This is a genomic window from Flavobacterium sp. GSP6 (assembly GCF_003984855.1).
Lineage (GTDB): Bacteria > Bacteroidota > Bacteroidia > Flavobacteriales > Flavobacteriaceae > Flavobacterium.
Genome location: NZ_RYDO01000001.1, coordinates 117853 through 139908 on the forward strand (window position 1 = coordinate 117853; position 22056 = coordinate 139908).

Consider the following 22056-nt stretch of genomic DNA (forward strand, 5'->3'; position numbering starts at 1 on the left):
TTGAAACTTAAACTTACATGACTTATATGGTAAAAAAATGCAACATTGTTTTATTCTTATTTCTTAGTGCATTAATTGAATTTTTTTATTCTAAAATCGAATAATCCCCAATGCTAATACTGGAAAAATTCCCATCAAAACTCGCGTGATTCCCAATCATTGCATTGTCTAAATTCGCATTTTTGATATGAGAGTGCGTTTGTACTAAACTGTTTTTTATCGTGCTGTTTTGAACATGACATCCATCACCTAAAGATACATTCGGTCCAACAGTTGCGTTTATCAAAATTACATTTTTACCGATATAACAAGGCGGAATTATAGTCGAATTCTCTAATTTGACATCAAAATCCACTAAATGTTCGCCATCATTGTGCAAGAATCCTAACATTCTGGAATTGGTTTCCACGGTTACATTCTTGTTGCCACAATCCATCCATTCGTCCACTTTACCGGGAACAAATTTCATGCCTTTAGCCATCATTTGTTTGATACCATCATTTATTTGATATTCGCCACCGTGGATAATATTGTTATCTAATACTAATTGTAATTCGTTTTTCAGCACGGCCACATCTTTAAAATAGTAAATTCCGATAACGGCAAGATCTGAGACAAAAGTTACCGGTTTCTCTACTAATTCTACTATTTCATTTGCTTCATTCAGTTTTACAACACCAAAAGCTTCTGGCTGATCTACTTGTTTTACCCAAATCACGCTATCCGCAGTTGCATCTAAATCGAAATCAGCACGAATTAACGTATCTGCGTAAGCAATAACTGCAGGTCCGCTCAAAGAATCTTTGGCACACATAATAGCGTGACCCGTTCCTAAAGCTTCGTTTTGGTAATAAATAGTGCCTTTGGCGCCTAATTTTTGTGCAATAGCAATTAGTTCCTCTTCTATTTTTTTGCCAAAACTTTCATGAATAATAAAGGCTACTTCTTCGATCGCTTGATTTAATACGCCTGCAATATCCTCTACTAAACGGTGAACAATCGGTTTTCCTGCAATAGGAATTAAAGGTTTAGGAATGGTTAATGTATGTGGGCGAAGGCGTGAACCACGGCCTGCCATTGGGACAATTATTTTCATGTTTTTTTATTGAAAGATTAAACGATTGAAAAATTTAAAGAGTATCGCAAATCTTTAAATTTTTCAATCTTTAAATTATTAAATCTATTTCACTCCCGTACTACCAAATCCGCCTTCTCCTCTGGAGGTTTCTGTCAGCTCTTGTACTTGAATCCACTCTGCACGTTCGTGTTTTGCGATGATGAGTTGCGCAATGCGTTCTCCGTTTTGGATAACAAAATCTTCATTGGATAAATTTACTAAAATAACTCCGATTTCACCCCGATAATCGGCATCTACTGTTCCGGGAGCGTTCAACACCGTAATTCCGTTTTTAGCAGCGAGACCGCTTCGAGGTCTTACTTGCGCTTCGTACCCTATGGGCAATTCGATGAAAAGACCTGTTTTTACAATCGCTCTTTCCAGTGGCTTTAATGTTATGGGTTCCGTTAAATTGGCACGTAAATCCATTCCTGCTGAGGCTATGGTTTCATAGTTAGGCAAGGCATGTTGTGATTTGTTGATTATGTTTATTGTCATTGTTTTTTTCGATTAATAATTTTGATTAATAATTCTTTTTCATTGTGGTATATAAAATACATAAACACCAGTAATAACGTGATTCCTACGTAATAATTCTCTCTGAAACCATAAAAGGAAACTGCCGAAAATCCTACTGAAATCAATAGATACATGAAGATTTTATTGGTATCATACGGAATAGGATAATATTTATTCCCAAAATAGTAGGAAATACACATCATACTTCCATAAGCCGCAATGGTGGCAATTGCAGAACCGTAATAACTCATTGTAGGAATTAAAAGAAAGTTTAATGCTAAGGTAATGATGGCTCCCACTATAGAAATGTATGCACCAATATGGGTTTTGTCGATCAGTTTGTACCAAACGGAAAGATTGGTGTAAATTCCTAAGAAAAAGTTGGCCAAAATAATTAATGGTACTACTTTCATGGCTTCCCAATAGGAATCATCTCGGATCATAATAACTTTGAGCACATCGGCAAAAACGATGACGGACAGTAATATAAACGACCCGAAAATGACAAAATATTTGGTAATTGTAGCGTAGGTTTGTGGCGCATCCTGACTATTAGAATGGCTAAAAAAGAAGGGTTCGATTCCCAAAGTATAGGCCGTACGGTACAAGACCATGAACAAACCGAGTTTGTAGCAGGCGGAATAAACGCCCACTTCGGCATCAGCAATGTCAGGAGGCAATAAGTATCCCAGTAAAATTTTGTCGAATTGTTCGTTGATGGCAAATGCGATTCCAGCGACCATTATGGGCATACCGTATTGCATCATGCGTTTCCAAAGCGAATAATCAAACTGCCATTTGAGTTTGAAATAATTGGGGGACAGCAGTATAAATGTAAGTAAGCTCGCCGCGATATTGGACACAAAAATATATCCTATTTGGAAATCTTCCAGGTACAAAGAGCGTAAAATACTGTCCGGATTTGATTCTGCAATCGCGGGTAAATAACTCAAAAAGAAAAGGTTCAGAAAAAGATTGACGGCTACATTTCCTATTTTGATTATGGCATATCTTACGGGTTGCTGGTTGACCCTTAATTTAGAGAACGGAACAATAACCAATGCATCGAGCACTAAAATCCAAATGGTGTATGTAATATATTGTTCATCAATTCCTGACCAAAGCGCTAATGTGTTTCGAAAAAGTAATGCTATGAATAAAAAGGTAAGTGAAGTCCAGAAGATCGACACTGAGGTTGTTTCAACTACTGAATTTTTGTTGGTTTCTTTATTATAAAACCTAAAAAAAGCGGTTTCCATTCCGTACGCAAGAATGACATTAAAAAAAATCATGCCGGCAAAAATGATCGAAACCTTTCCGTATGCTGCTTTTGGAAGTAAATCAGTGTATAAGGGCACCAAAAAAAAACTGAACATTCGCGGGACAACCGTTGCTAACCCGTAAATCGCAGTCTGTTTAAAAAGATTTTTATATAATCCCAAAATGGTGTATTTGTTTAAATTGATATCGACAAAAATAACCAATTCTTTGGTTTAAATGACCTCAGTACCTTTTTGTTTTTACTGCTGTTTCGTCTTAGAAATATTTGATTTGAAGATTTTAATTAGAGCGGTTTTTCGAAGACATTGGAGATTTTCAAATAATACGTTTTGTTTTTTAGCTTGTATTTTAATACTGCTTCAGTGGATTTGATATCGAATTTGGTCTTTGAAATTATAGGTGCTTTGTTGCAATATTCTTTGGTGGGATTTATATCCATAATCAAATCTTCTTTTTTATTGCTTTGTAAAAATGAAGATTTAAAGTCTTTTGGTGTAATTTCCTGAACTAGAGATTCTTGATTGTGAAAATAGATTTTCTCCAATTTGATGTTTGCCGCAAGCGGTTTTTTGAATTCGATATAAAAATTGATCACGCTGCTTTCCGTATCTTTTTTCACTTTTTGGTAGAATACTGATTGTATTTCTTGAGGGAATTCCGTTTGAAGTTCGTGTTTCATAGCACAAAAAGTAAGGCTGATAGCGGTAATCACAGAGAAAAAAATTATTTTATATCCTTTCATAATTTTCTCTTTAACTTAGACCTTCTTCGTTTAAAATTTTAAGAAAGTGAAACCCTTTGGGTACGTAACCTTGGTTGTAATAAAAGCGATGTGCGGTGAAATTTCCGGTAAAGGCATCTAAAACGATCATCGTACAGCCCGTTTTTTTTGCCAAAGCATCAACATAATCCGTCAACATTTTGCCAATTCCTTTTTTGCGGTGATCTGGGTGTACAATAAAATTATCAATTTCTAAATACTTGCCAGACCAGAGTTTAGTTCCTGACCACAATCCAGAGAGTCCAACACATACATCACCTTCAAAAACGGCAATTTGCTTGTAGTTGTGTGGGATCATCTCTGTGAGATACGCATCGTATTTGTCTAAAGTGAAATTCGTATATAAATGTAGCATAACTTCATATTGAGCTAACATTTCCTGTTTAGTGGTCAGTTCTCTAATTTCTAATTTCATATTTGCTTTTCAAAAATGTAAAATTAGAGAAAAAGGAATGAGATTGAAAGTGATGATAGGGTAAATTTTTGAGAAATCTAATTGAAAATTTTGAAGTTTAATAAGTGTCATTTATCGCGCAACACCTAAAATTAGAGCTTATAGCTTAAATTCATAGAAAAAATCATGTTTTCAAATTATTGATGTTCAGGTATTTTAAAAAAATATTCACGGAATTAAGACACGGAATTCCGTGAATTCCGATAACAAGTGTTTGTATGTTAAAATATATGAGGGTAGTTTTGGAGTCAAGAAAAACAAATAAGTTCTTAGTAAGACGTTATTTAGAATTAAGTTTTTTTTCTAAAATGATATTGTAGCTACTTATCTAAAATTTATCAATTTAAAACAATTAAAACAATCTTAAATGAGAACAAAATTTATAATGAGAAAAAGTATATTCCTACTTTCCTTCTGCCTCTTGGTAATCAGTTGTTCTACTGAAAACAATAGTGAAACACTAGAAAAAACAAATTTAAATTCAAAACAGAAGTTAGTACAAGAAACTGCTATTTTGTTAGGCAAGTTATTAACTGACTCTGAAGTCAAAAACGCTTTAAATAACAAAATGAAAGAAGTTGACAAAGATGCAAATATTGTATCTTTTGCATACTTACTTGAACAAGAAGAAGGTTTAAGAAAAAATGAACAAGCTACGTTCAAAAACCAAATAAATAATTTAAGAAAGCAAAATATTTTTAAAAATGCTTTAAGAAAAGAGTTTGAAAATAATTCTAATGATTATAAAACAATTAAAGAAATTTTGGACAAAAACTTAACTTCTAAGAACAATTTTAGATCTACAGCGTTTATTGCAGATGAATTAACTAATCTTCTTGTTTCACAGGAATTACAAATTTTTTTTCCATTTGATCCTGAATATGAAAATGATGATCAAAATGCACAAGAATATTATGTTTCATTCGATCCGCTAAACAATTCGCAAACAAACATCGGATTTCAATTTAATACAGGCTACAGTGATTATGAAATTATTAATAATCTTGATAACAATTTTTTAGATAACAATCCCGTTTATGTAATCGTACCTATAGATCCATGTGATATTGCTGGTAGACCTTGTAATTTTATAGAACTGTTACCTACACCTTTAGACCAAAATAATGAACTGATAACTAGTGAGAATCAATTCATGGTTTACAATCCTAGTGGATTTACTAATAATAACAATACAATACCAACAACAACATTACTGACAACAAATACCAATCATAATAATATTCCCGAAACAGATGGTATCAGTTCCTATATCCCAAGAATAAGAATAAATGGAACTGGTTACATGGGGTTTGGTGGCACACATCAAAAGTTGAGATTTTACCGCGGCACAACTGATGGTTCTGTCACACAAAACGCAGATGGCACAATAACAGCTTCTCCAAAAGATTATATTGTAAAAGAATTCAGATGTAAAAGAAAACATGTCAAAGATAAAAATTGGGTTGATTTTGGTGCTGAATTTGACCAAGATTGGAACATGAGCGAAAATACACAGGATTTCGCTATTTTTTCCATACATAACTTGAAGGCTACAGCATCTTTTGAACTTTCCATGAAGTCAGGTTTTAAACTTGAAGATGGTAAAATTAAACCAAATGCCGAGGCAAGCGGTTCAGCTAAAATTAATGTTTCAGTCGGTAATGCAAAGTTTAGGACAAATGCAGAAATCTCACGTAGAATTGTTTTAGCAACTATTGTAGGTCTTGGCGCTACTGGTGAAACAGTCAGTGATGGTGGTGTGGATTATAATGTGAAGAAAAATGGCATTGTAGATTACTACTTTAAACACTATTATACCGACCTTTAATTATTAATTAGATGCTGTATCTTTGGTACAGCATCTACATTTATGTTGTTATGAAAAAAAATTTTACAGTTTTATTTATCTTTATTTTTACAATCTCATCTGCTCAAAACGAAAGCGTTTATGTGTCAATTGGCAAACCTTGGTTTCCTGATAAAGAAAGCAACTTAAATAATTTTTCACTAGGTTTAAATTATCAAAATAGATTTTCTCAGTCTTTTGCATTTGATTTGTATTTAGAATACAATCAAAGTAATGATTTTCCTCGTTTTTTTGATGATGCAACAGCAGTCGATAATTATTTAATGGATCAAACCTACTCAGGTGTATATTTTAATTCGCTTTGGTCAAAAATAAATACTGTTACTGTAGGAACTAAGATAGATTATCTATTTGTTAATAATGATCGGTTTTTATTTAATTTTAATTTAGGTGCTGGCTATTTGTTTTCATATTCTAGAGCGCATGATGTAAAAAATTGGACTTATGATTTTAATAATGGACAGATACTTACTTATGAAAATGGAACCACTTCAGGTAATTTAAATACTTTTTATTATACCTTAGGATTACAATTTCAATGTACATTTTATAAGAATTACTTTGTTGGTATCAGTCCGTACTATTTAATGCCTATTGGCGAAAAAAAAATTAACTCAATTCCGGTGTATCCTAACCACTATAACCTTACTTTAAATATTGGTAAAAGATTCTAATTATCATAAAATTATTTTTAGAAAAATGATTCAATAAAACATTCATTAAAATTAAAAAACAGTTACTTATAAAATCTAATCCTATGAAAAATAGACTACTATTAACTATATTTTTTCTTTCAACTTCTTTATTTGCTCAAGAAAACAAAGAACAAAAAATTGAAATTTCGTTCTCTTATGGTCTATCCTACATCGAGTACTCCAAATCCTTTTTAGATGATCCCGTACCTTTTGAATTGCCAAATATTGGCTCGTTTTATGAAATAAATTTTGATTTTAAATTACCTAAAGACCGCTACATTGGATTAGGTTATTCTAGGTTACAGCATGCAAAAAATATAGATGATGGTGTAATACTTACTTCAACCAATACTGGTTTGGTTTTACAAAACTATAGAAACATTCATACCAAAGACTTTTATGATGTTCATTTTAGAACCGTTTTTAAAAACAATTTGCAGTTTACGCTTGGAGCATACTATTTTATTGAAAATATGAACAGAAGCGATATTACTAATATTGATAACAATACTGTGTTTGTGTTAATAAACGAAAAAAATCGAGCAGACAATTTGGGTTTATTTGGATCTTTAGAATATTATTTCAAACTCAATAGTTATGCTGAACTTGGTTTAAAAAGCAAGTTGTATTATTCATTAAATGGTGTTGAAACCATAGCTATATTACCTACTTTAAGAGTAAAATTATAACGTAATGATTGTTACTTGTTATGTAGCAAATCGAATAGAAATGTTCAGTAATTTTGCTATTTTCCAACATAAAAAATGATGGTGCTAAAGTCAATTTTTAAAGGATGCTTACAATGTTTGGGAAGGTACTGCATCAGAGGGTTGGCAAAGAGACAACATCTATTATGGATTGACTCCTAGCAAGCAAAAAGGAGCAATTAGTGGTGGGAAGTATAGAGAATACATAACCTCTTTCAAAATGTCGGGAAATGATGCACAAGGAGCATTTAATACTATTTCAAACACAGATGACCCAAAACAAGTAACTGATTATAGACTCAATAGCTCCTCCGGATGGACAGACGGACAATTTGAATTTATGATTTATTGCTTTTATGGATCAAAAGCATCAAACACTGGTGAATCAGATAAAAAAGGCTTTTTTGCTAAACCGTCTGATTTATTTGAATTAAAACATGAAGCATACAGCAGATTTAATTGGCCTTTCAAAAAAACTTACATTCGTACAACTATAATTGGCTTAAAAACTATAAATTTTTTGAATAATAATTACGGTACAGTGTTAGAATTTCAAACGTGGGATTTAAATAGATTTTCAAATGAATGGAAATTTTCTTTTGAAGAAGTAGATGATCCATTAATAATTGAAACTAAACAATCAATAAGCTCAAAATTCAATGCTAACTTTTCTACCGAATTAAGCGGGACAATTTTTGAGGTTGTTAAAGTGAACACGAAATATGGAGCGTCAATTGAAGAATCAAAATCAAATGATTATATCGTCAAAAGAACAACGAAAAGCAACAATTTATTCGACTCTGTAATTCCTTTTTACGATAATGTAGTAAATAAAAATCCTAATACTGGGCAATTTGCTACAAGAACATATTATACTGGTAAAGTAGAGTTTCAAGTAAGACCAATTCAAGTTCAATGGTAGGCACAAAAAAAAACATATCCACCTACGGTAAGTACTGTAGGTGGTTTTTAATAAAAGCAAATAGTTTGCTTTTATTCCTTTTTATAGCATCTTGTGAAAGAGAAGAAGTTCTTAAAGAAGAAGTTGTGAATTCTCTAAATATTAAAATTGACAATGAACAGTTAAATTTAATAAATAGTCGCATCGGCTCCAACGAAAGTTGTGAAAGTTTATTTTTTAGTTGTAGCTATCAAAACAATAAAAATCCAGGTTTTAGAATTGAATTCTCGCTATTGAAAAATGGTACGTTAAAAAATATTACACTTTTTGACTATAGAAATCAAAATGCACATTTTGAATCTGCCGATTTTAACCCTAAAGGCTTAATGACAATATCAAATTTCAACTACGATGAAACAAAAAAGTACCTTCATTTTGATTTTAAAGGATATCTATTAGAACAATCTTACTATGATGAATTAGACATTGATAAAAAAAGAAAATATATCGAAGGGTCGGTAACTAGTAATAATGTAAGAACTACCGAGTGCCCATATACTTTTACAAATATGAATTTTAAAGGAACTGCTTTAAGTTTTTTTACCGCATTTCATTTTGGCGAATATGATCCGAAACTATTAAATAATCCATATCAAATGTACTTTTACACAGATAACGGATTTAGAGCTTTAATTAAATCTAAAATTAAATTGCCAAATTTAGCAGTAGGCACGTATAAATTTGACCAAAATACAATAGAGAACAGAATTGATTTTGATCAATATGTTGGCATATTTAGAGCTACCCAGTTATTGTGGATTAGAGATATTGATTGGAAAAAATACCAAACAGCTGGCAGTTACACAATTCTTGAGCATACAACTATAAATGAAGAAAAAGTAACTAGAGGCGAAATGAATCTGCAAGTTTATAATAAAGGCGCTTTGATTCACAATATTACAAATGGTAAATTTGTTGTCACTGATTTTTAACTAAAACATTCTATTGTATTATAGAGCAAAAGGGCTTAACTCAAAAGTCAATCCCAATTTTTAATGCCTTCTGAGCTCCTGAGTTTTATAAAACCGATACAAATGGTCGTATATCAGGAGCTCATATTGTCGTTGGCGGGAGGTAAACTGACGATTAACCATCATGTGAATATGGCTGCTTAAAAAATCAAAAAGAGGAATCTCCAACTGACTTTTTATGTTGGAACTTAACAAAGCAATTTCTGATATTTTAGTTTCTATGAAGGGAGTTAATACTTCAAATGGCAAGTCCGTTTTGCCTAGTAGCAAGGCAGTAATTTCTACTTCACGCTTGCGGTATTGGGTATCTAGTCCCTTATTTGTGGCCGCATCGGCATTAAATTCTTTTTTAAAATTCATTTGTAACCGGCGCATCAATTCATGTTTTTCAGACATTGATAACTGAAAACTTTCTAAAAAATGATGAATTGTAAACAGTCCAAACAATAGCTGTGCTGCTACCTCAAAATTGGATTTATGCTTTAAATAGGCTACAATCAACTCACTATGATACCCAAACAAAGTCTCAGAATCTACCATGGTAGCCTCTCCGTACCGCTCCAATTCTCTCTTATAAGTATCCGTTTGTACTTTCCAAACTAAATGGTTGACCAATAACTTCTCAAAAACAGGATGGAATGAACTGATAATGGTAGCTATTGCTTCTGGTTTGGTTACTAAAAAACGAAGACGAAGATGCGAATCAGGATCGTTATACCGAATAAAAAACCATTTGGCAATTATCTTTTCCTTTTGTAAATCTAAAATTAAGGGATACAACTTTTCAGATAATATAAGATCTGCTGTTTTTACTCCAGTGTATATTTTATAATACAGCCATTCACTTCCTATGCAAAAATCCCTTTTCATACTTTACAATTGGTCTTTATAATAGGATAGAATGAACTGATTGGCAAAATTTTCACCTTTTGCGTTTTTCACCACAGATTCCTCTGTAAATAGAAATTCTTCTAAAGTGATTTTAACATGATTTACAACTGATTTCAAAAATAATTGAATCCCTATATTTGTCTCAAAATCAAGTAACAATGTGTTGTCAAAATGAGCCCAATTTACAAGACTAGGAATGCTTCGTTGTTTTCTCCAAATCGAAAAAGCTTCAAATAATAGAATGCCATCCATTTTATAAAAAGGCATAATTTCAGTTTTACTTACGATCCATTTTGATTTTGAAAGTAGTACTCCGTTATATTCAACCCTTGGAAAAAAATCATAATGCGTTTCTAAAACACCCCAACTGAAACTGTAAATAGGCTTTACATCTTGCGACTGTAAATCACATAAAAAATGATAAACAGGCAGCGATTTAGTAACATAATTATGGGCATTTGACAAACAAGGAATAACTTCTTTATTGTGTTTCTTAGATCGCAAAATAATTTTGTTGTTGCGTATCGAAATCATTAAATCATTTAAGTCAATCGTGTAGTCTTTAGTTGCTGCCGAATTAGCCAAATAGGCAATTTCAAATGCTCTTAAAACAGGTCTTCTTAATATATTACCAGTTCTTGATTCCGGAATATGAACAATCTCTGCTAAAATTTTATCAGAATGATAGGTCGCTTCTTTGGCTACAACTTCATTGGTTAAATTGAAAATAGCATCATTTCCATTACAAAAACGCCCTAATAGTTTGGCGGCACTAACATCCCCCGAAGATTCAATTGATATGATTTCTTTTTCTTGATGCAATGCAATTTCAATCATTACCGAGAAAGTAGCTGGTGCATTATTCCAACTAGGATCAAAATCCGGAAAATCCTTTTCAGAAAGCGATACTGCTTCTTCATTTTTAAGAATACATTGCTGAAGTTTCTTCTCCATTATAAAATCATAAGCCGTCCAAGGTTCGAGGATTGTTTCTTGAACTTTACTTTTAAAAGAAAAATGCTCCAAAATCTCATGCGTATCATTCATTTCAGAATTTTGAAGATACCCAATTCCCGTTTCAGTATCTAAAACAGTTGTCAAAGGCATTTCTCTTGATTCATTCCTTTGTGTGAATGCTTTTATAAAATTAGTATGGTTTTCAGACTTCTTTTGCTTTTGAATTCCGTTTAAAAAACGAACCGCTTGGAAGACTTTATTTTGTGAACTAGTACTCAAAGTATTTACGGAAGCGGTCGTATTTAAATCAGTTTGAAAAAGATATTTTTCATCAAACTCCACACCTGTTTTCTCAATTAAATCCTGTATCGCTTCATAGTCTTTTTCAGAAGGAACAAGCGTTTGGTCTAATACTAAAAATTGAGTTCTTATACTTTGCAAAAGTTGAGAATCTTTTTTTAAGTTCGGAATTTTATCGATGATAGAAAAAACGCGTCCCCATTCATCACTACCTGTAACTGTTGCATCCAATTCACTTACAAGAAACTGAAAATCGATAAGCTGATTAATATATTCTAAAGCTTCTGCGGTTTCAGAATCATCATCGGCAAGAAGACAAACCATTTCATCAACAGTCATCCCTGATGTTGCTTTAAGCACTAATTCACTTAAAAGGGCTGTTTTTCGCAATGCTGAAATGGTATGGACTCTTTTTGTTTTTACATAGTTGTAATCAACATAGCGGTAAAAATCCCCAAGAGCATAGATCGAATTATTAGGATAATATTTAAGATAAGGTATAACTTCTTCTCTTTTAGCAAATTCTCGTAATAATGCCACCCAAAATTGCATGTCAAATTGTGTAAAACGACTAAAATTTTCAGTTGAATTGAGTATAATGTTCGTTTCAGAAGCTATTTTTCCAACTGAACAACCCGCAAATAACCCGAAAGGAGTACAACGAGTTGATATTCGCGCAATGTATTTCAGTAAACTAAGCTGCAAACTCTCCCTTTTTTTAGGTGATACACTGGAAGGATCAGCTTTCCATTTTTTTAAAGCTGTTAGTAGTTCCGGTGAAGCCATACGAATGGCTTCTCTAACATAAGGGTTTTCAAACTGCAGCAATAAGGCCTCTTCGGAATAATTTTCCAATAAATCAAAATAGAAAGGCAATGGAAATAAAGGGGTTCTTAAAACATAGTGCGAGAAAGGACGAACTTGATAGTGGTGCATTATCGTTTCTTTTTACTCACTTTCTCAGCGAGTTGCATCGCGTTATAGACATTTAATACTTTTCCTGATTTAGATAATTCACTAAATTTGATTTTTTTGCCCTCTCCACCAGGGACCAAAACGTCTAAATCGTAAGCCGTTCCTGATTCTAGAATAATTTGTTTAACCTCCTTAGCTGTTAGTTTAGGATAATACGACCATATTAAAGCCGCTGTTCCAGAAACCATGGGTGCTGCAAGTGAAGTACCTGAATCATAGCCATAACTATTGCCTGCGGTTGTGGTATAAATTTTATCTCCAGGAGCAAATAAATCTACATTCTTCTTGCCGTAATTTGAATAAGAGGCCACAAAAGTACTGTCTGCTTTTGCAGTAGTGGCGCCTACATTGATAAAATTATCTACGACTTCTTTTGCATCATCCTTAAATTCTGTATCTGACGGATAATAAGGGTTTTCGTCAATATTGAATTTATTGTTACCCGCAGAATGTACAATCAATACATCCCTTTTCATTGCATACTTTAATGCTTCTATTACCAATTCTTTATATAAAGAAAATTCTTTACCAAATGACATATTGATAACCTTTGCACCATTATCTACTGCATAATATATCGCATTAGCTATATCCTGATCGTATTCATCACCTGATGCCGAAATTACTAACGGCATTATCTTGAAATTATTTTTTGCAATCATCGATACAATACCTGATACCTTAGTTGAATGATTATGCGTAGATCTTTTGCCTGCCTTGTTTTCTGAGATAGTCGCATTTCCATATCCTTTACTAACTAAATAAGGATTGCCTTTAATATATATTCTTTCATCAAAATTTACATTTAGATTTCTGTTGACTATCGAATCTATTCGAACCCTTGTATCTAAAGCTTCCTCAATTGTATTCTCTCCTGCTTGCAATCTTGACTTTATAAAACCTATCATTGCACCAATATCATAATCCTTGTCTTCACGTCTTTGTTTAAAAGTTTTATCATTAATTTTATGCTTGAGATACAAACTATCTAATTCCTTGATTGAATACTTTTCATTAGGAAAATATCTTTTTAAGCTATCTTTTGCTATTTGATAATTATCAACAATGTATTGTTGTGATTTTAACCAGTTGTCATAAGCTCCAAATTGCTTGTTATAAGTGTTGATTATACGTTTATATTCATCACCGCCTAGGTTTTGAATAGTTAATTGAGGATTAGAATTAGCGTTCAAAATTTTCAAAAATCTTACAAATTCAAAATTAACCCAAACTAAATAACCATTATCTCTTGTTCCTATAAAATTCCAACCATTAATATCGTCTACATAGCCATTTTTATCGTCATCTATACCGTTAGAAGGAATTTCATGTTTATTGAACCAAATATTATTCTTTAAATATTCATGATTAGTATCTAATGGAGTGTCAATTATAGCAACCACAACATTATTGTTTCGAACTTTACTTTTAGATGTTTTTTTGACTTGAATAAAATCAATGATAAAAGCATTTTGATCTTTATTGACTTTATGAAACCAATTTAAAGAATCTAAACTTCGCCAACCAGAGCTAATTGATTCATTTTTTAAAACATAAACTCCATTTTTTTTTGTGGCACAACTTAAAATTATACAGACTAAAAAAATTAAATAAATATTTTTCATTTTTTTAAGTTAAAGTTATTGGGAGGAGGCATTAAAGAGTCAGTTACAGTTTCAATGTCACCAGTCAATTTTAAAAAACCACCATTTATTAAATGTAAGTTATCCAATTGAGCTACTTTCATTTTTTCTAAATTGAACTTTGATTGCGTTTTTGTTTGTTTTTTTTCTGTTTTCATGTGATAAAATTATTTATTTATTATACAAGTTGCAAAAGTAAAAGCTTGGCCTGATAATAGCTAAAAAAAATTAAAAGTTATTGGCGGAATTCCGTGAATTCCGATAGCGCTATATAAAATAATTAACTGAAAACGAAATAGTTATGAATATTTTTCATTTTCTAGTGCTTTTAGAAAAAAAGTAGGCTTAATCTTGTTTTTCTTATAAAAAGCCGCAGCAAAAGCTTCGGCAGAATTGAATCCAAACTCCTTCGCTAAAAAAGGCATGGTGTAATTTCGTAATTTCGTTTGGGCTTGCAATTGGTCAACCGCATGTGTAATTCTCAAATCGTTAATATAATGCACAAACGTTTTTCCTTTATGTTCATTAATAACATTAGACAAATATTTTGTATTTGTATTTAACTGCAAAGCTACTTTTTGAATGGTAATCGTATTCTCTAAATATCCCTTATTGCGTTCAAAGTAGACTAACTTCTCTAATAATTGCTCCACAACCTCTATTGCTATACCTCGTGATTCTTGTGATTTACTTTCTTGTTTAAAATCATCTTCCTTTTTTATAGCACCAGAAGGCTGAAAATCAACTGATGTAGGACGAATAATTGCTTCAAATCGTTTTTGATATTGTTTTTTTGAATAAAATTGGTAGCCTATTAAGCCTCCAATACCTACTATTAGAATCAAAATCCATATAAAATATCTAGATTCATTGTTTTGCAAGGATTGTACAAGGGATTCTTTTTCTGCAAGTAAACGAGGAGTGTCATATTCTTTGACTAAAACTTTATTTAAATGCTTATAGTTTCTTTGTAATATGCTATCAATACTCATAAACTTATTCAAGAATTTTAATTGATTTTCTTTGTCTCCAGTTTTTTTGTAATATTCAATTAAATAGGAATACCCACTTATAAACTCTGGTGTAATTCTTTTATTTAATAAATACATGGAATCTACTTTGATAAAATTTTGAATCGCTTTCTTTTCACTACTCATACCAGCGTACGACTTTCCTAAATAAAAATAAGACGCCAGTATATTACCAAAATTTTTATCTAATATTATTTGAGGCAATGCCTTATTTATACTATCTAAAGATGCTTTGTAATTTTTCTTTAACATTTCATTTGCACCTTCATTTAAAATAAAATATGGTATATAAAACTTATCGTTGGTTATAATCGATTCTTTGTACCCTAATTTGTTATAAAAACTAGCAGAGTCTAAATTCTTTAATGATTTGTGCGCATCGGCAATCACAAATAAAAGATTGTGATAATCGCTACTGTATTTTAAAGATGATATGTCTTTTTTTCTTATGTAACTTAAACATTCACGATATAGTAGCAATGCCTCCTCTACTTCACCTAATTCCTCTGACCTTAAAACACCAATTGACCGCTTGATATAAAAATTTAAATCTTCATTATTGTCTTTAGCATATTTTTCTGCTTTGAAATAATTAGCTAAAGCCTTGCTATACTTAAATTGCATTCTTAACTCATATGCCTTTCTAGAATAAGACAATGCTGGAAAATTATAATCATTTTGATTAGTTGAATAGGCAATAGATGAATCAAGGTATTGTATTGCTTTATTTCCTTTGTATAATGTTGATAAAAGATAAAAACCCCGTGAAAGACTTAAATTATTTTTTCTAGAATAAGATTTAGAAATGATTTCCGAAATAAATGTTTTCTTATTATTATCACTTTTCTGTAAAATAAACTCTTTTTTTAAATCTTCATACGAATCTTTTCCGATAAATTTATCAGCCGTTTGCGCCAATAAACAATAAGGAAACAGTATTAAAAGCACTATTTTAATAAAACGTTGGTTAGTCATTACAGTAGATTTTGCACAAAAATACAGCAACATCACTAAAATAATCTTAAAAATAATGATTTTTTTACATTATTTAAATAGCATATTTTCAGTGATTTATAAAATACAATTTGTGGAATTCCGTGAATTCAGTATCGGAATTCAGGAATTCCGATAACAACAGTTTGCTTAGAACCTCTTCTTACTCTAGTTTTGGCACAAAGAAAGTGAAAGCGTTTGGAGTAAGACGTTACTTTTAAATGTAGATTACTTTCCTAAATCAATTGGCCAATTACAAGGGAATAATTCAGCTGTACTGTAACCCTTTCAAAAAAAACAGAGCATGAGGTTTTATGTAAAGGTATTTGTTCCTCAAAAAACAAAGCATAAGGGAATAATTCAGCTGTACTGTAACCCTTTCAAAAAAAACAGAGCAAGGAGTTTGAAAGCTATGGTCTCTAAAAAAAACCAAGCACAAAAGTTCTCGAGAAACTTTTTATTGAAATGAAATGTGTAATTTTAAAAACTTAAAAAATGAATTTAGATAATTTGAATTTAGTGGAGCTTAATGCTCAAGAAGTTAAAGGAACAGAAGGTGGGTTTATACCTCTTCTAATATGGGGAATAGCAATATCTGCTGAAACTGTAGCTACTGCATTTTGGGTAGGAGTTGGTGTAGGTGCAGCAGTTGCTCAAGGACAAAAATAATGTTAAATATCAAAAAATTAAAATATGAATTTAGAAGCGTTGAATTTAAAGGAAATTAGTATCCAAGAGTCCAAAGAGACTGAAGGAGGTTATCTTGCTCCAGCAGTGATAGCCGTGGCTGCTGCAGGGGCTACAGTTGTTGGCGTTGTTGTTGTAGGTGCTTTAGTTGGATATGGCGTCTATAAATTTGTAGACTGGGCAACATCATAAAATTAACACAATGACTTATCATAAAATAATGCAATACTTAGCTCCTTATTGGTTTAAGATATTTATCATAGGTATTGCTTTAGGAGCGTTAATTGCTCATATTCAAAAGTTAAAAAATAACTTTTAAATCAAGATTTTTATTGTGAGACTGCCTATTTTATTAGGCAGTCTTTTTAGTATTGAAATAGTAATCAGTTAAAGGAAATTTGTTTGTTGGATTGCAGGTTCTCCATGTTTTTATTATCTATACAAACGTGTCTTATAAATTCACTAAAAAAAATGAACTTCAGTCAAGATCCCATAAACACTCTCGAAAACCTTATCGCAAAAAACAAAACCAAGAGTATTTCTATTTACTTGGTCTTGATTCTGGCTATACTTATTTTTCTGGCACTATTGCCTGTCATCAAAATAGACATTAGCAGTCAGAGTCGCGGTATCGTGCGAAGTACTACTGACAATGTTCCAGTAAGTAGCTTAGTGAATGGCAAAGTAACTTTTATAAAAATAAAGAATAACCAAGTAGTGCAACAAGGAGATACCCTGATTGCCATTACCCAAGAAAATTTAAATACCGAGAAAGCCAATAATCAAGTGACGGCGGCTACTATTCAGGATCAAATTCATGATTTAACTCAAGTTACACAAGGCAGGGCTACGGGTTTTAAAACACTTGCTATGCAGCAAGAGTGGCAGAGTTACAATAATAAAAGAGAGGAATTGCAAAGCAAAATTGCCCAATCAAAAATAGTATATGACCGAAACAAACAGTTGCATGATAAGGGCATAATTGCCAAAGCTGAATTTGAGAAATATAGTTTTGATTATACGTATGCTCAGCAAGCACTTTCTGGTTTAGAAAAAAACCAACGTAGCCTTTGGCAAAACAGCAAACGAGAGCTACAAATGCAACTTCAAAACCTAAACGGCACCCTAGAAAAAATAAAAGTAGAAGCGCAAAACTATTATATAACAGCACCATTATCTGGAACTATAGAAAATTTCTCAGGAATTCAAGCTGGTTCTTTCTTGAACGCCTCTCAACCTATAGCCTCTATTTCGGCAATAGATCAATTGATTGTAGAAAGCACCGTTTCACCAAACGATATAGGTTTAATTAGAAAAAATCAAAAGGTGAAATTTCAACTCGATGCTTTCAATTACAACCAATGGGGTTTGCTAGAAGGAAAAGTAATCGATATTGACCGTAATATTACCATTCAAGGGGAACAAGCTTTTTTTAAAGTACGATGCGCACTGAATACTACCGCAATGCAATTGCAATCCGGTTACAAAACCCAAATTACAAAAGGAATGACCCTAACCACACGATACATCATTACAAGAAGAAGCTTATTTGATTTATTGTTTGACAAAGTCGATGATTGGCTCAACCCGAAACAATTAGAAATTAGCAAGTAGTAATTAGCAATTGCTGAAATTTCTACTTTCTACTTACTAATTACTAGTTCTCTAAGCTTTCTTTCAATTTTTTAGTTATGGCGACCAATAGTTTTAGTATTTCAATACAATCCGCAGACAATGAATCAAATTCCATTTTTGTAATGTATTCCGTTTCAAACAATAGTTCAATCCAATACTGGGTTTCGTTTGCTTCCTTTAAAGCAATGTACAATTTGTTCAGAAAATCTTTTCTGCTTTGGGCAAATTCACTTTCTTTAATTAAAGCACCAATTGCTGTTCCACTTCGAAGCATTTGTTTAGACAAAACAAATTCTTTTTTCTCTGTTTGTAAATACTTAAAAGTATTGATAATTCTAATTGCAAATTTTTTTGACTTTACATGGATAAGATTATCGTTTTTCATAAAGAAATTAATTTATAGAAAATCAAAATTACTAATTTCTAACTACTAATTTCTAATTATATAATGGCCTCTATAAAAATAAAACAACATGATATCAAAGATTGTGGCGCTGCTTGTCTCGCTTCTATTGGCAATCATTACAAAGTTAATCTGCCTATAGCCCGAATTCGTCAATTTGCCAATACCGATAAACGAGGTACCAATGTGCTGGGGATAATTGAAGCTGCAGAAAAAATGGGTTTTTCTGCCAAAGGAGTAAAAGGAGGTATCGATGCTATTGATAAAATTCCGCTCCCTGCTATTGCTCACGTGGTGGTAAAAGAACAATTGCATCATTATGTTGTTATTTATTCTGTCTCCTCCCCTTCGGGGAGGTCGGGAGGGGAAATTACAGCAATGGATCCTGCTTACGGGAAAATGCAAACCTACACTTTTGAAGAATTTCAAAAAATCTGGACTGGCGTATTAATTCTTTTTGCCCCGAATGATGATTTTAAGGAATACAACGAAAAAGTTTCTCCTTTAAAACGCTTTTGGCATTTGGTACAGCCACACAAAACCATTTTAATTCAGGCTTTGGTGGGTGCCATACTTTTTACCGTTTTAGGATTGGCCATGTCCATTTATATCCAAAAAATTACCGATTATGTTTTGGTTGAAGGCAACAGAAACTTACTCAATTTGCTGAGTGTTTCCATGATTTTTATCATCATATTGCAAGCCTACATCGGTTCTCAAAAGAGTGTTTTTGTTATGAAAACGGGGCAATTGATTGATGCCAAATTAATTTTAGGATACTATAAACATTTACTCCATCTTCCGCAACGTTTTTTTGACACGATGCAAGTTGGAGAAATCACATCCCGGATTGGCGATGCGGTAAAAATTAGATCTTTTATCAATGAAGTGGCGATTGATATGATTGTAAATATCTTCATTGTGATTTTTTCCTTTACCTTGATGTTTACCTATTATTGGAAATTGGCCTTGGTGATTCTGTTGGTAATTCCATTTTATGGAGCTATTTATTTTATTTTAAATAAATTCAATAAAAAAGTAGAACGTGTTATCATGGAGAATGCCGCCGAATTACAAACACAATTAGTTGAAAGTGTAACGCATATCAGAACCGTAAAAGAATTTGGAATCGAAGAGTTTTCGAATCTAAAGACAGAAAACAAATTTGTAAAACTATTGTTCACCACCTATAAATCAGGCTTAAACAGTGTTTTTGCAGGGACTTCCACCCAATTTCTGGCTTCGATATTTACTGTTATTCTAATGTGGATTGGTTCGGGTTATGTGATTGACAGAGCCATTACTCCAGGGGAATTATTTTCCTTTTATGCTTTGATTGGATATTTTACTTCGCCTGTTGCTTCCTTGATTGGGATGAACAAAACAGCACAAAATGCACTCATAGCAGCTGATCGACTTTTTGAAATAATGGATTTAGAACGAGAAGAGACAGAAAATAAAGTCGAATTACAAAGAGAAAACATAGGAGATATAAAATTCGAAAATGTAACGTTTCGTTATGGCTCTCGAACAGAAGTTTTCAAAAATTTTAATGCGGTTTTCAAGAAAAATGAAACCACAGCTATCGTTGGCGAAAGCGGAAGTGGTAAAACGACACTGATTTCACTGTTGCAAAACTTATATCCCATAAAAGAAGGAAAAATTTATATTGGAGAATATGATTCTCAATTCATACATTATCAGAGTTTACGGAATTGCATTGGTGTCATTCCGCAACAGCTCAATCTGTTTTCGGGAAATATTATCGAAAACATTGCTTTAGGCGATTCATTTCCAAATATTCAACGCATTTTAGATTTGTCCAAACAATTGGGAATTACAGAGTTTGTGGAGAAATTGCCCAATGGTTTTGAAACTCAAATTGGAGAAAATGGCGCCATGCTCTCTGGAGGACAAAAACAACGTATTGCTATAGCAAGAGCCTTGTACAAAAACCCGGAAGTGTTATTAATGGATGAAGCCACTTCTTCATTAGATACTAACTCGGAACACATTGTAAAAGAAGTGATTGATAATTTTAAATCTCAGGGAAAAACAGTTATTGTCATAGCCCATCGATTGAGTACTATAGCTAATGCAGATACTATTTTGGTAATGGAAAATGGCACTATCGTGGAGTCCGGAAATCATGTCGCATTATTAGAACAAAAAGGAAAGTACTACGATTTATGGAATAAACAAGGATTGGTATAAGAAAAAAAAGATTATTAAACAATTCCCTTAGAAACAAAAAAAGAGTCACGCATAGCGTGACTCTTTATATATTTTGAATCAATAATCTATTATCCATTCAATGCTTCCGCACCACCAACGATCTCTAAGATCTCATTAGTAATAGAAGCTTGACGTGCTTTATTGTACGTTAATTTCAATTGATTTCTCATTTCCGTTGCATTATCAGTTGCTTTATGCATCGCAGTCATACGCGCTCCGTGCTCTGAGGCAAATGAATCCCGAATTCCTTTATACAATTGTGTTTTTAATGATTTTGGAATTAAAGTCAACACGATTTCTTCTTTTGAAGGTTCAAAAATATAATCACCAGTTGAAACTGTAAGATCAGATTTTATAGGTGCCAATGGCAAAAATTGTTCGGTTTGAACGATTTGTGTTGCGGCATTTTTAAATTGGTTATAAATCAACTCAATTTTATCATATTCTCCTGAAACGAATTTCTCCATTAATGTATCCGCAATTTTAGCTACAGCATCAAAAGTCAAGTCATCAAAAACAACGCTTTGATTATCAACCACTGAATGTGTTTTACTCAAAACATCATTTCCTTTTTTGCCAATAGCAAAAATATCCACTTGCTTCCCTGTATAAAATTCAGCGCGATTTTTAGCTTCTTTGATTGCATTCGTATTAAAAGCACCCGCTAAACCTCTGTTAGATGTTATTACAACTAATAAAACTTTCTTGATCTCTCGTTGTATGGTAAACTCTCCTCCTATCTCACCATCAAGCGTGGCAGAAAGATTTTGCAATAATTCCGTTAATTTTTCGGCATAAGGGCGCATTGCTGTGATTGCATCTTGTGCTTTCTTTAGCTTTGCTGCAGAAACCATTTTCATTGCCGATGTAATTTGCATCGTAGATGAAACGGAAGTAATTCTATTACGGATTTCCTTTAAATTTGCCATTTTATATTAGTCTAATGTCGTAAA

General features: G+C 32.3%; 21 protein-coding genes. 9 read left to right on the forward strand and 12 right to left on the reverse strand.

Annotated elements, in window-relative coordinates; all coding sequences use genetic code 11:
- Positions 1–85: 85 nt before the first annotated feature.
- From EKM03_RS00515 to EKM03_RS00535, 5 genes are all read right to left on the reverse strand, one after another.
- Complete coding sequence (locus EKM03_RS00515; protein WP_126739695.1) at positions 86–1096, reverse strand: sugar phosphate nucleotidyltransferase; 1011 nt, start codon at positions 1094–1096, stop codon at positions 86–88.
- A gap of 84 nt (positions 1097–1180) precedes the next feature.
- A complete protein-coding gene (gene dut / locus EKM03_RS00520) occupies positions 1181–1615 on the reverse strand; it encodes a dUTP diphosphatase (RefSeq protein ID WP_126552895.1) in 435 nt (144 codons plus the stop codon).
- A complete protein-coding gene (locus EKM03_RS00525) occupies positions 1612–3078 on the reverse strand; it encodes a lipopolysaccharide biosynthesis protein (RefSeq protein ID WP_126739696.1) in 1467 nt (488 codons plus the stop codon). The genes dut and EKM03_RS00525 overlap by 4 nt, the downstream gene beginning before the upstream one ends.
- A gap of 122 nt (positions 3079–3200) precedes the next feature.
- Positions 3201–3659 carry a hypothetical protein gene (locus tag EKM03_RS00530; RefSeq protein WP_126457807.1) on the reverse strand — a complete coding sequence of 153 codons (459 nt, stop codon included), beginning with the start codon at positions 3657–3659 and terminating at the stop codon, positions 3201–3203.
- 10 nt (positions 3660–3669) lie between these two features.
- Entirely contained in the window at positions 3670–4113 is a 444-nt protein-coding gene (locus EKM03_RS00535; RefSeq protein ID WP_126457805.1) for a GNAT family N-acetyltransferase, read from the reverse strand.
- Between the two features lie 406 nt (positions 4114–4519).
- Here EKM03_RS00535 and EKM03_RS00540 point away from each other — a divergent pair, with 406 nt between their 5' ends.
- The 5 genes from EKM03_RS00540 to EKM03_RS00560 all read left to right on the forward strand — a co-directional run bounded on the left by EKM03_RS00540 (position 4520) and on the right by EKM03_RS00560 (position 9314).
- Positions 4520–5980: a hypothetical protein gene (locus EKM03_RS00540; RefSeq protein WP_126552891.1), complete on the forward strand. Its 1461-nt coding sequence runs from the start codon at positions 4520–4522 to the stop codon at positions 5978–5980.
- A 50-nt stretch (positions 5981–6030) separates the two neighbouring features.
- Positions 6031–6693: a hypothetical protein gene (locus EKM03_RS00545; RefSeq protein WP_091259556.1), complete on the forward strand. Its 663-nt coding sequence runs from the start codon at positions 6031–6033 to the stop codon at positions 6691–6693.
- An 83-nt stretch (positions 6694–6776) separates the two neighbouring features.
- Entirely contained in the window at positions 6777–7403 is a 627-nt protein-coding gene (locus tag EKM03_RS00550; RefSeq protein WP_126457799.1) for a hypothetical protein, read from the forward strand.
- A gap of 169 nt (positions 7404–7572) precedes the next feature.
- Positions 7573–8343: a hypothetical protein gene (locus tag EKM03_RS00555; protein WP_126552889.1), complete on the forward strand. Its 771-nt coding sequence runs from the start codon at positions 7573–7575 to the stop codon at positions 8341–8343.
- Entirely contained in the window at positions 8337–9314 is a 978-nt protein-coding gene (locus tag EKM03_RS00560; protein ID WP_126457795.1) for a hypothetical protein, read from the forward strand. Before EKM03_RS00555 ends, EKM03_RS00560 begins: the two co-directional genes overlap by 7 nt.
- A gap of 60 nt (positions 9315–9374) precedes the next feature.
- Here the strand turns inward: EKM03_RS00560 and EKM03_RS00565 are convergent, their stop codons facing one another.
- The 5 genes from EKM03_RS00565 to EKM03_RS00585 form a co-directional block, all read right to left on the reverse strand.
- Entirely contained in the window at positions 9375–10223 is an 849-nt protein-coding gene (locus tag EKM03_RS00565; RefSeq protein WP_126457793.1) for a thiopeptide-type bacteriocin biosynthesis protein, read from the reverse strand.
- A gap of 3 nt (positions 10224–10226) precedes the next feature.
- A complete protein-coding gene (locus EKM03_RS00570; RefSeq protein WP_126457792.1) occupies positions 10227–12437 on the reverse strand; it encodes a lantibiotic dehydratase family protein in 2211 nt (736 codons plus the stop codon).
- Positions 12437–14101, reverse strand: a complete 1665-nt coding sequence (locus tag EKM03_RS00575; protein WP_126457791.1) for a S8 family serine peptidase — start codon at positions 14099–14101, stop codon at positions 12437–12439. Before EKM03_RS00575 ends, EKM03_RS00570 begins: the two co-directional genes overlap by 1 nt.
- On the reverse strand, positions 14098–14277 hold the full coding sequence (locus EKM03_RS00580; protein WP_126457790.1) for a hypothetical protein: 180 nt from the start codon (positions 14275–14277) through the stop codon (positions 14098–14100). The genes EKM03_RS00575 and EKM03_RS00580 overlap by 4 nt, the downstream gene beginning before the upstream one ends.
- A 141-nt stretch (positions 14278–14418) precedes the next feature.
- Complete coding sequence (locus EKM03_RS00585; RefSeq protein WP_158614838.1) at positions 14419–16125, reverse strand: AraC family transcriptional regulator; 1707 nt, start codon at positions 16123–16125, stop codon at positions 14419–14421.
- A gap of 513 nt (positions 16126–16638) precedes the next feature.
- Between EKM03_RS00585 and EKM03_RS15140 the strand changes: the two genes are divergently transcribed.
- From EKM03_RS15140 to EKM03_RS00600, 3 genes are all read left to right on the forward strand, one after another.
- The gene (locus tag EKM03_RS15140) at positions 16639–16812 is read left to right on the forward strand and encodes a bacteriocin (protein WP_231507447.1); all 174 of its coding nucleotides are present in this window, start codon (positions 16639–16641) and stop codon (positions 16810–16812) included.
- Between the two features lie 24 nt (positions 16813–16836).
- Complete coding sequence (locus EKM03_RS15060) at positions 16837–17022, forward strand: hypothetical protein (protein WP_091259184.1); 186 nt, start codon at positions 16837–16839, stop codon at positions 17020–17022.
- A 279-nt stretch (positions 17023–17301) separates the two neighbouring features.
- The gene (locus tag EKM03_RS00600; protein ID WP_199739563.1) at positions 17302–18444 is read left to right on the forward strand and encodes an HlyD family secretion protein; all 1143 of its coding nucleotides are present in this window, start codon (positions 17302–17304) and stop codon (positions 18442–18444) included.
- Between the two features lie 43 nt (positions 18445–18487).
- Here the strand turns inward: EKM03_RS00600 and EKM03_RS00605 are convergent, their stop codons facing one another.
- Entirely contained in the window at positions 18488–18850 is a 363-nt protein-coding gene (locus tag EKM03_RS00605) for a four helix bundle protein (protein WP_126457788.1), read from the reverse strand.
- A gap of 63 nt (positions 18851–18913) precedes the next feature.
- Here EKM03_RS00605 and EKM03_RS00610 point away from each other — a divergent pair, with 63 nt between their 5' ends.
- Positions 18914–21082 (forward strand): peptidase domain-containing ABC transporter, encoded by a 2169-nt coding sequence (locus tag EKM03_RS00610; RefSeq protein WP_126739697.1) that lies wholly within the window; start codon positions 18914–18916, stop codon positions 21080–21082.
- An 89-nt stretch (positions 21083–21171) separates the two neighbouring features.
- On the opposite strand, the gene atpG is transcribed toward EKM03_RS00610, so the two are convergent.
- Complete coding sequence (atpG, locus tag EKM03_RS00615; RefSeq protein WP_126577092.1) at positions 21172–22032, reverse strand: ATP synthase F1 subunit gamma; 861 nt, start codon at positions 22030–22032, stop codon at positions 21172–21174.
- Between the last annotated feature and the right edge of the window lie 24 nt (positions 22033–22056).

Excerpts from the sequence above, each read along its gene's own strand:
- EKM03_RS00515 (WP_126739695.1), bottom strand. The coding sequence starts at position 1,096 with ATGAAAATAATTGTCCCAATGGCAGGCCGTGGTTCACGCCTTCGCCCA.
- dut (WP_126552895.1), bottom strand. The coding sequence starts at position 1,615 with ATGACAATAAACATAATCAACAAATCACAACATGCCTTGCCTAACTAT.
- EKM03_RS00530 (WP_126457807.1), bottom strand. The coding sequence starts at position 3,659 with ATGAAAGGATATAAAATAATTTTTTTCTCTGTGATTACCGCTATCAGC.
- EKM03_RS00535 (WP_126457805.1), bottom strand. The coding sequence starts at position 4,113 with ATGAAATTAGAAATTAGAGAACTGACCACTAAACAGGAAATGTTAGCT.
- EKM03_RS00540 (WP_126552891.1), top strand. The coding sequence starts at position 4,520 with ATGAGAACAAAATTTATAATGAGAAAAAGTATATTCCTACTTTCCTTC.
- EKM03_RS00545 (WP_091259556.1), top strand. The coding sequence starts at position 6,031 with ATGAAAAAAAATTTTACAGTTTTATTTATCTTTATTTTTACAATCTCA.
- EKM03_RS00550 (WP_126457799.1), top strand. The coding sequence starts at position 6,777 with ATGAAAAATAGACTACTATTAACTATATTTTTTCTTTCAACTTCTTTA.
- EKM03_RS00560 (WP_126457795.1), top strand. The coding sequence starts at position 8,337 with ATGGTAGGCACAAAAAAAAACATATCCACCTACGGTAAGTACTGTAGG.
- EKM03_RS00565 (WP_126457793.1), bottom strand. The coding sequence starts at position 10,223 with ATGAAAAGGGATTTTTGCATAGGAAGTGAATGGCTGTATTATAAAATA.
- EKM03_RS00570 (WP_126457792.1), bottom strand. The coding sequence starts at position 12,437 with ATGCACCACTATCAAGTTCGTCCTTTCTCGCACTATGTTTTAAGAACC.
- EKM03_RS00575 (WP_126457791.1), bottom strand. The coding sequence starts at position 14,101 with ATGAAAAATATTTATTTAATTTTTTTAGTCTGTATAATTTTAAGTTGT.
- EKM03_RS00580 (WP_126457790.1), bottom strand. The coding sequence starts at position 14,277 with ATGAAAACAGAAAAAAAACAAACAAAAACGCAATCAAAGTTCAATTTA.
- EKM03_RS00585 (WP_158614838.1), bottom strand. The coding sequence starts at position 16,125 with ATGACTAACCAACGTTTTATTAAAATAGTGCTTTTAATACTGTTTCCT.
- EKM03_RS15140 (WP_231507447.1), top strand. The coding sequence starts at position 16,639 with ATGAATTTAGATAATTTGAATTTAGTGGAGCTTAATGCTCAAGAAGTT.
- EKM03_RS15060 (WP_091259184.1), top strand. The coding sequence starts at position 16,837 with ATGAATTTAGAAGCGTTGAATTTAAAGGAAATTAGTATCCAAGAGTCC.
- EKM03_RS00600 (WP_199739563.1), top strand. The coding sequence starts at position 17,302 with ATGAACTTCAGTCAAGATCCCATAAACACTCTCGAAAACCTTATCGCA.
- EKM03_RS00605 (WP_126457788.1), bottom strand. The coding sequence starts at position 18,850 with ATGAAAAACGATAATCTTATCCATGTAAAGTCAAAAAAATTTGCAATT.
- EKM03_RS00610 (WP_126739697.1), top strand. The coding sequence starts at position 18,914 with ATGGCCTCTATAAAAATAAAACAACATGATATCAAAGATTGTGGCGCT.
- atpG (WP_126577092.1), bottom strand. The coding sequence starts at position 22,032 with ATGGCAAATTTAAAGGAAATCCGTAATAGAATTACTTCCGTTTCATCT.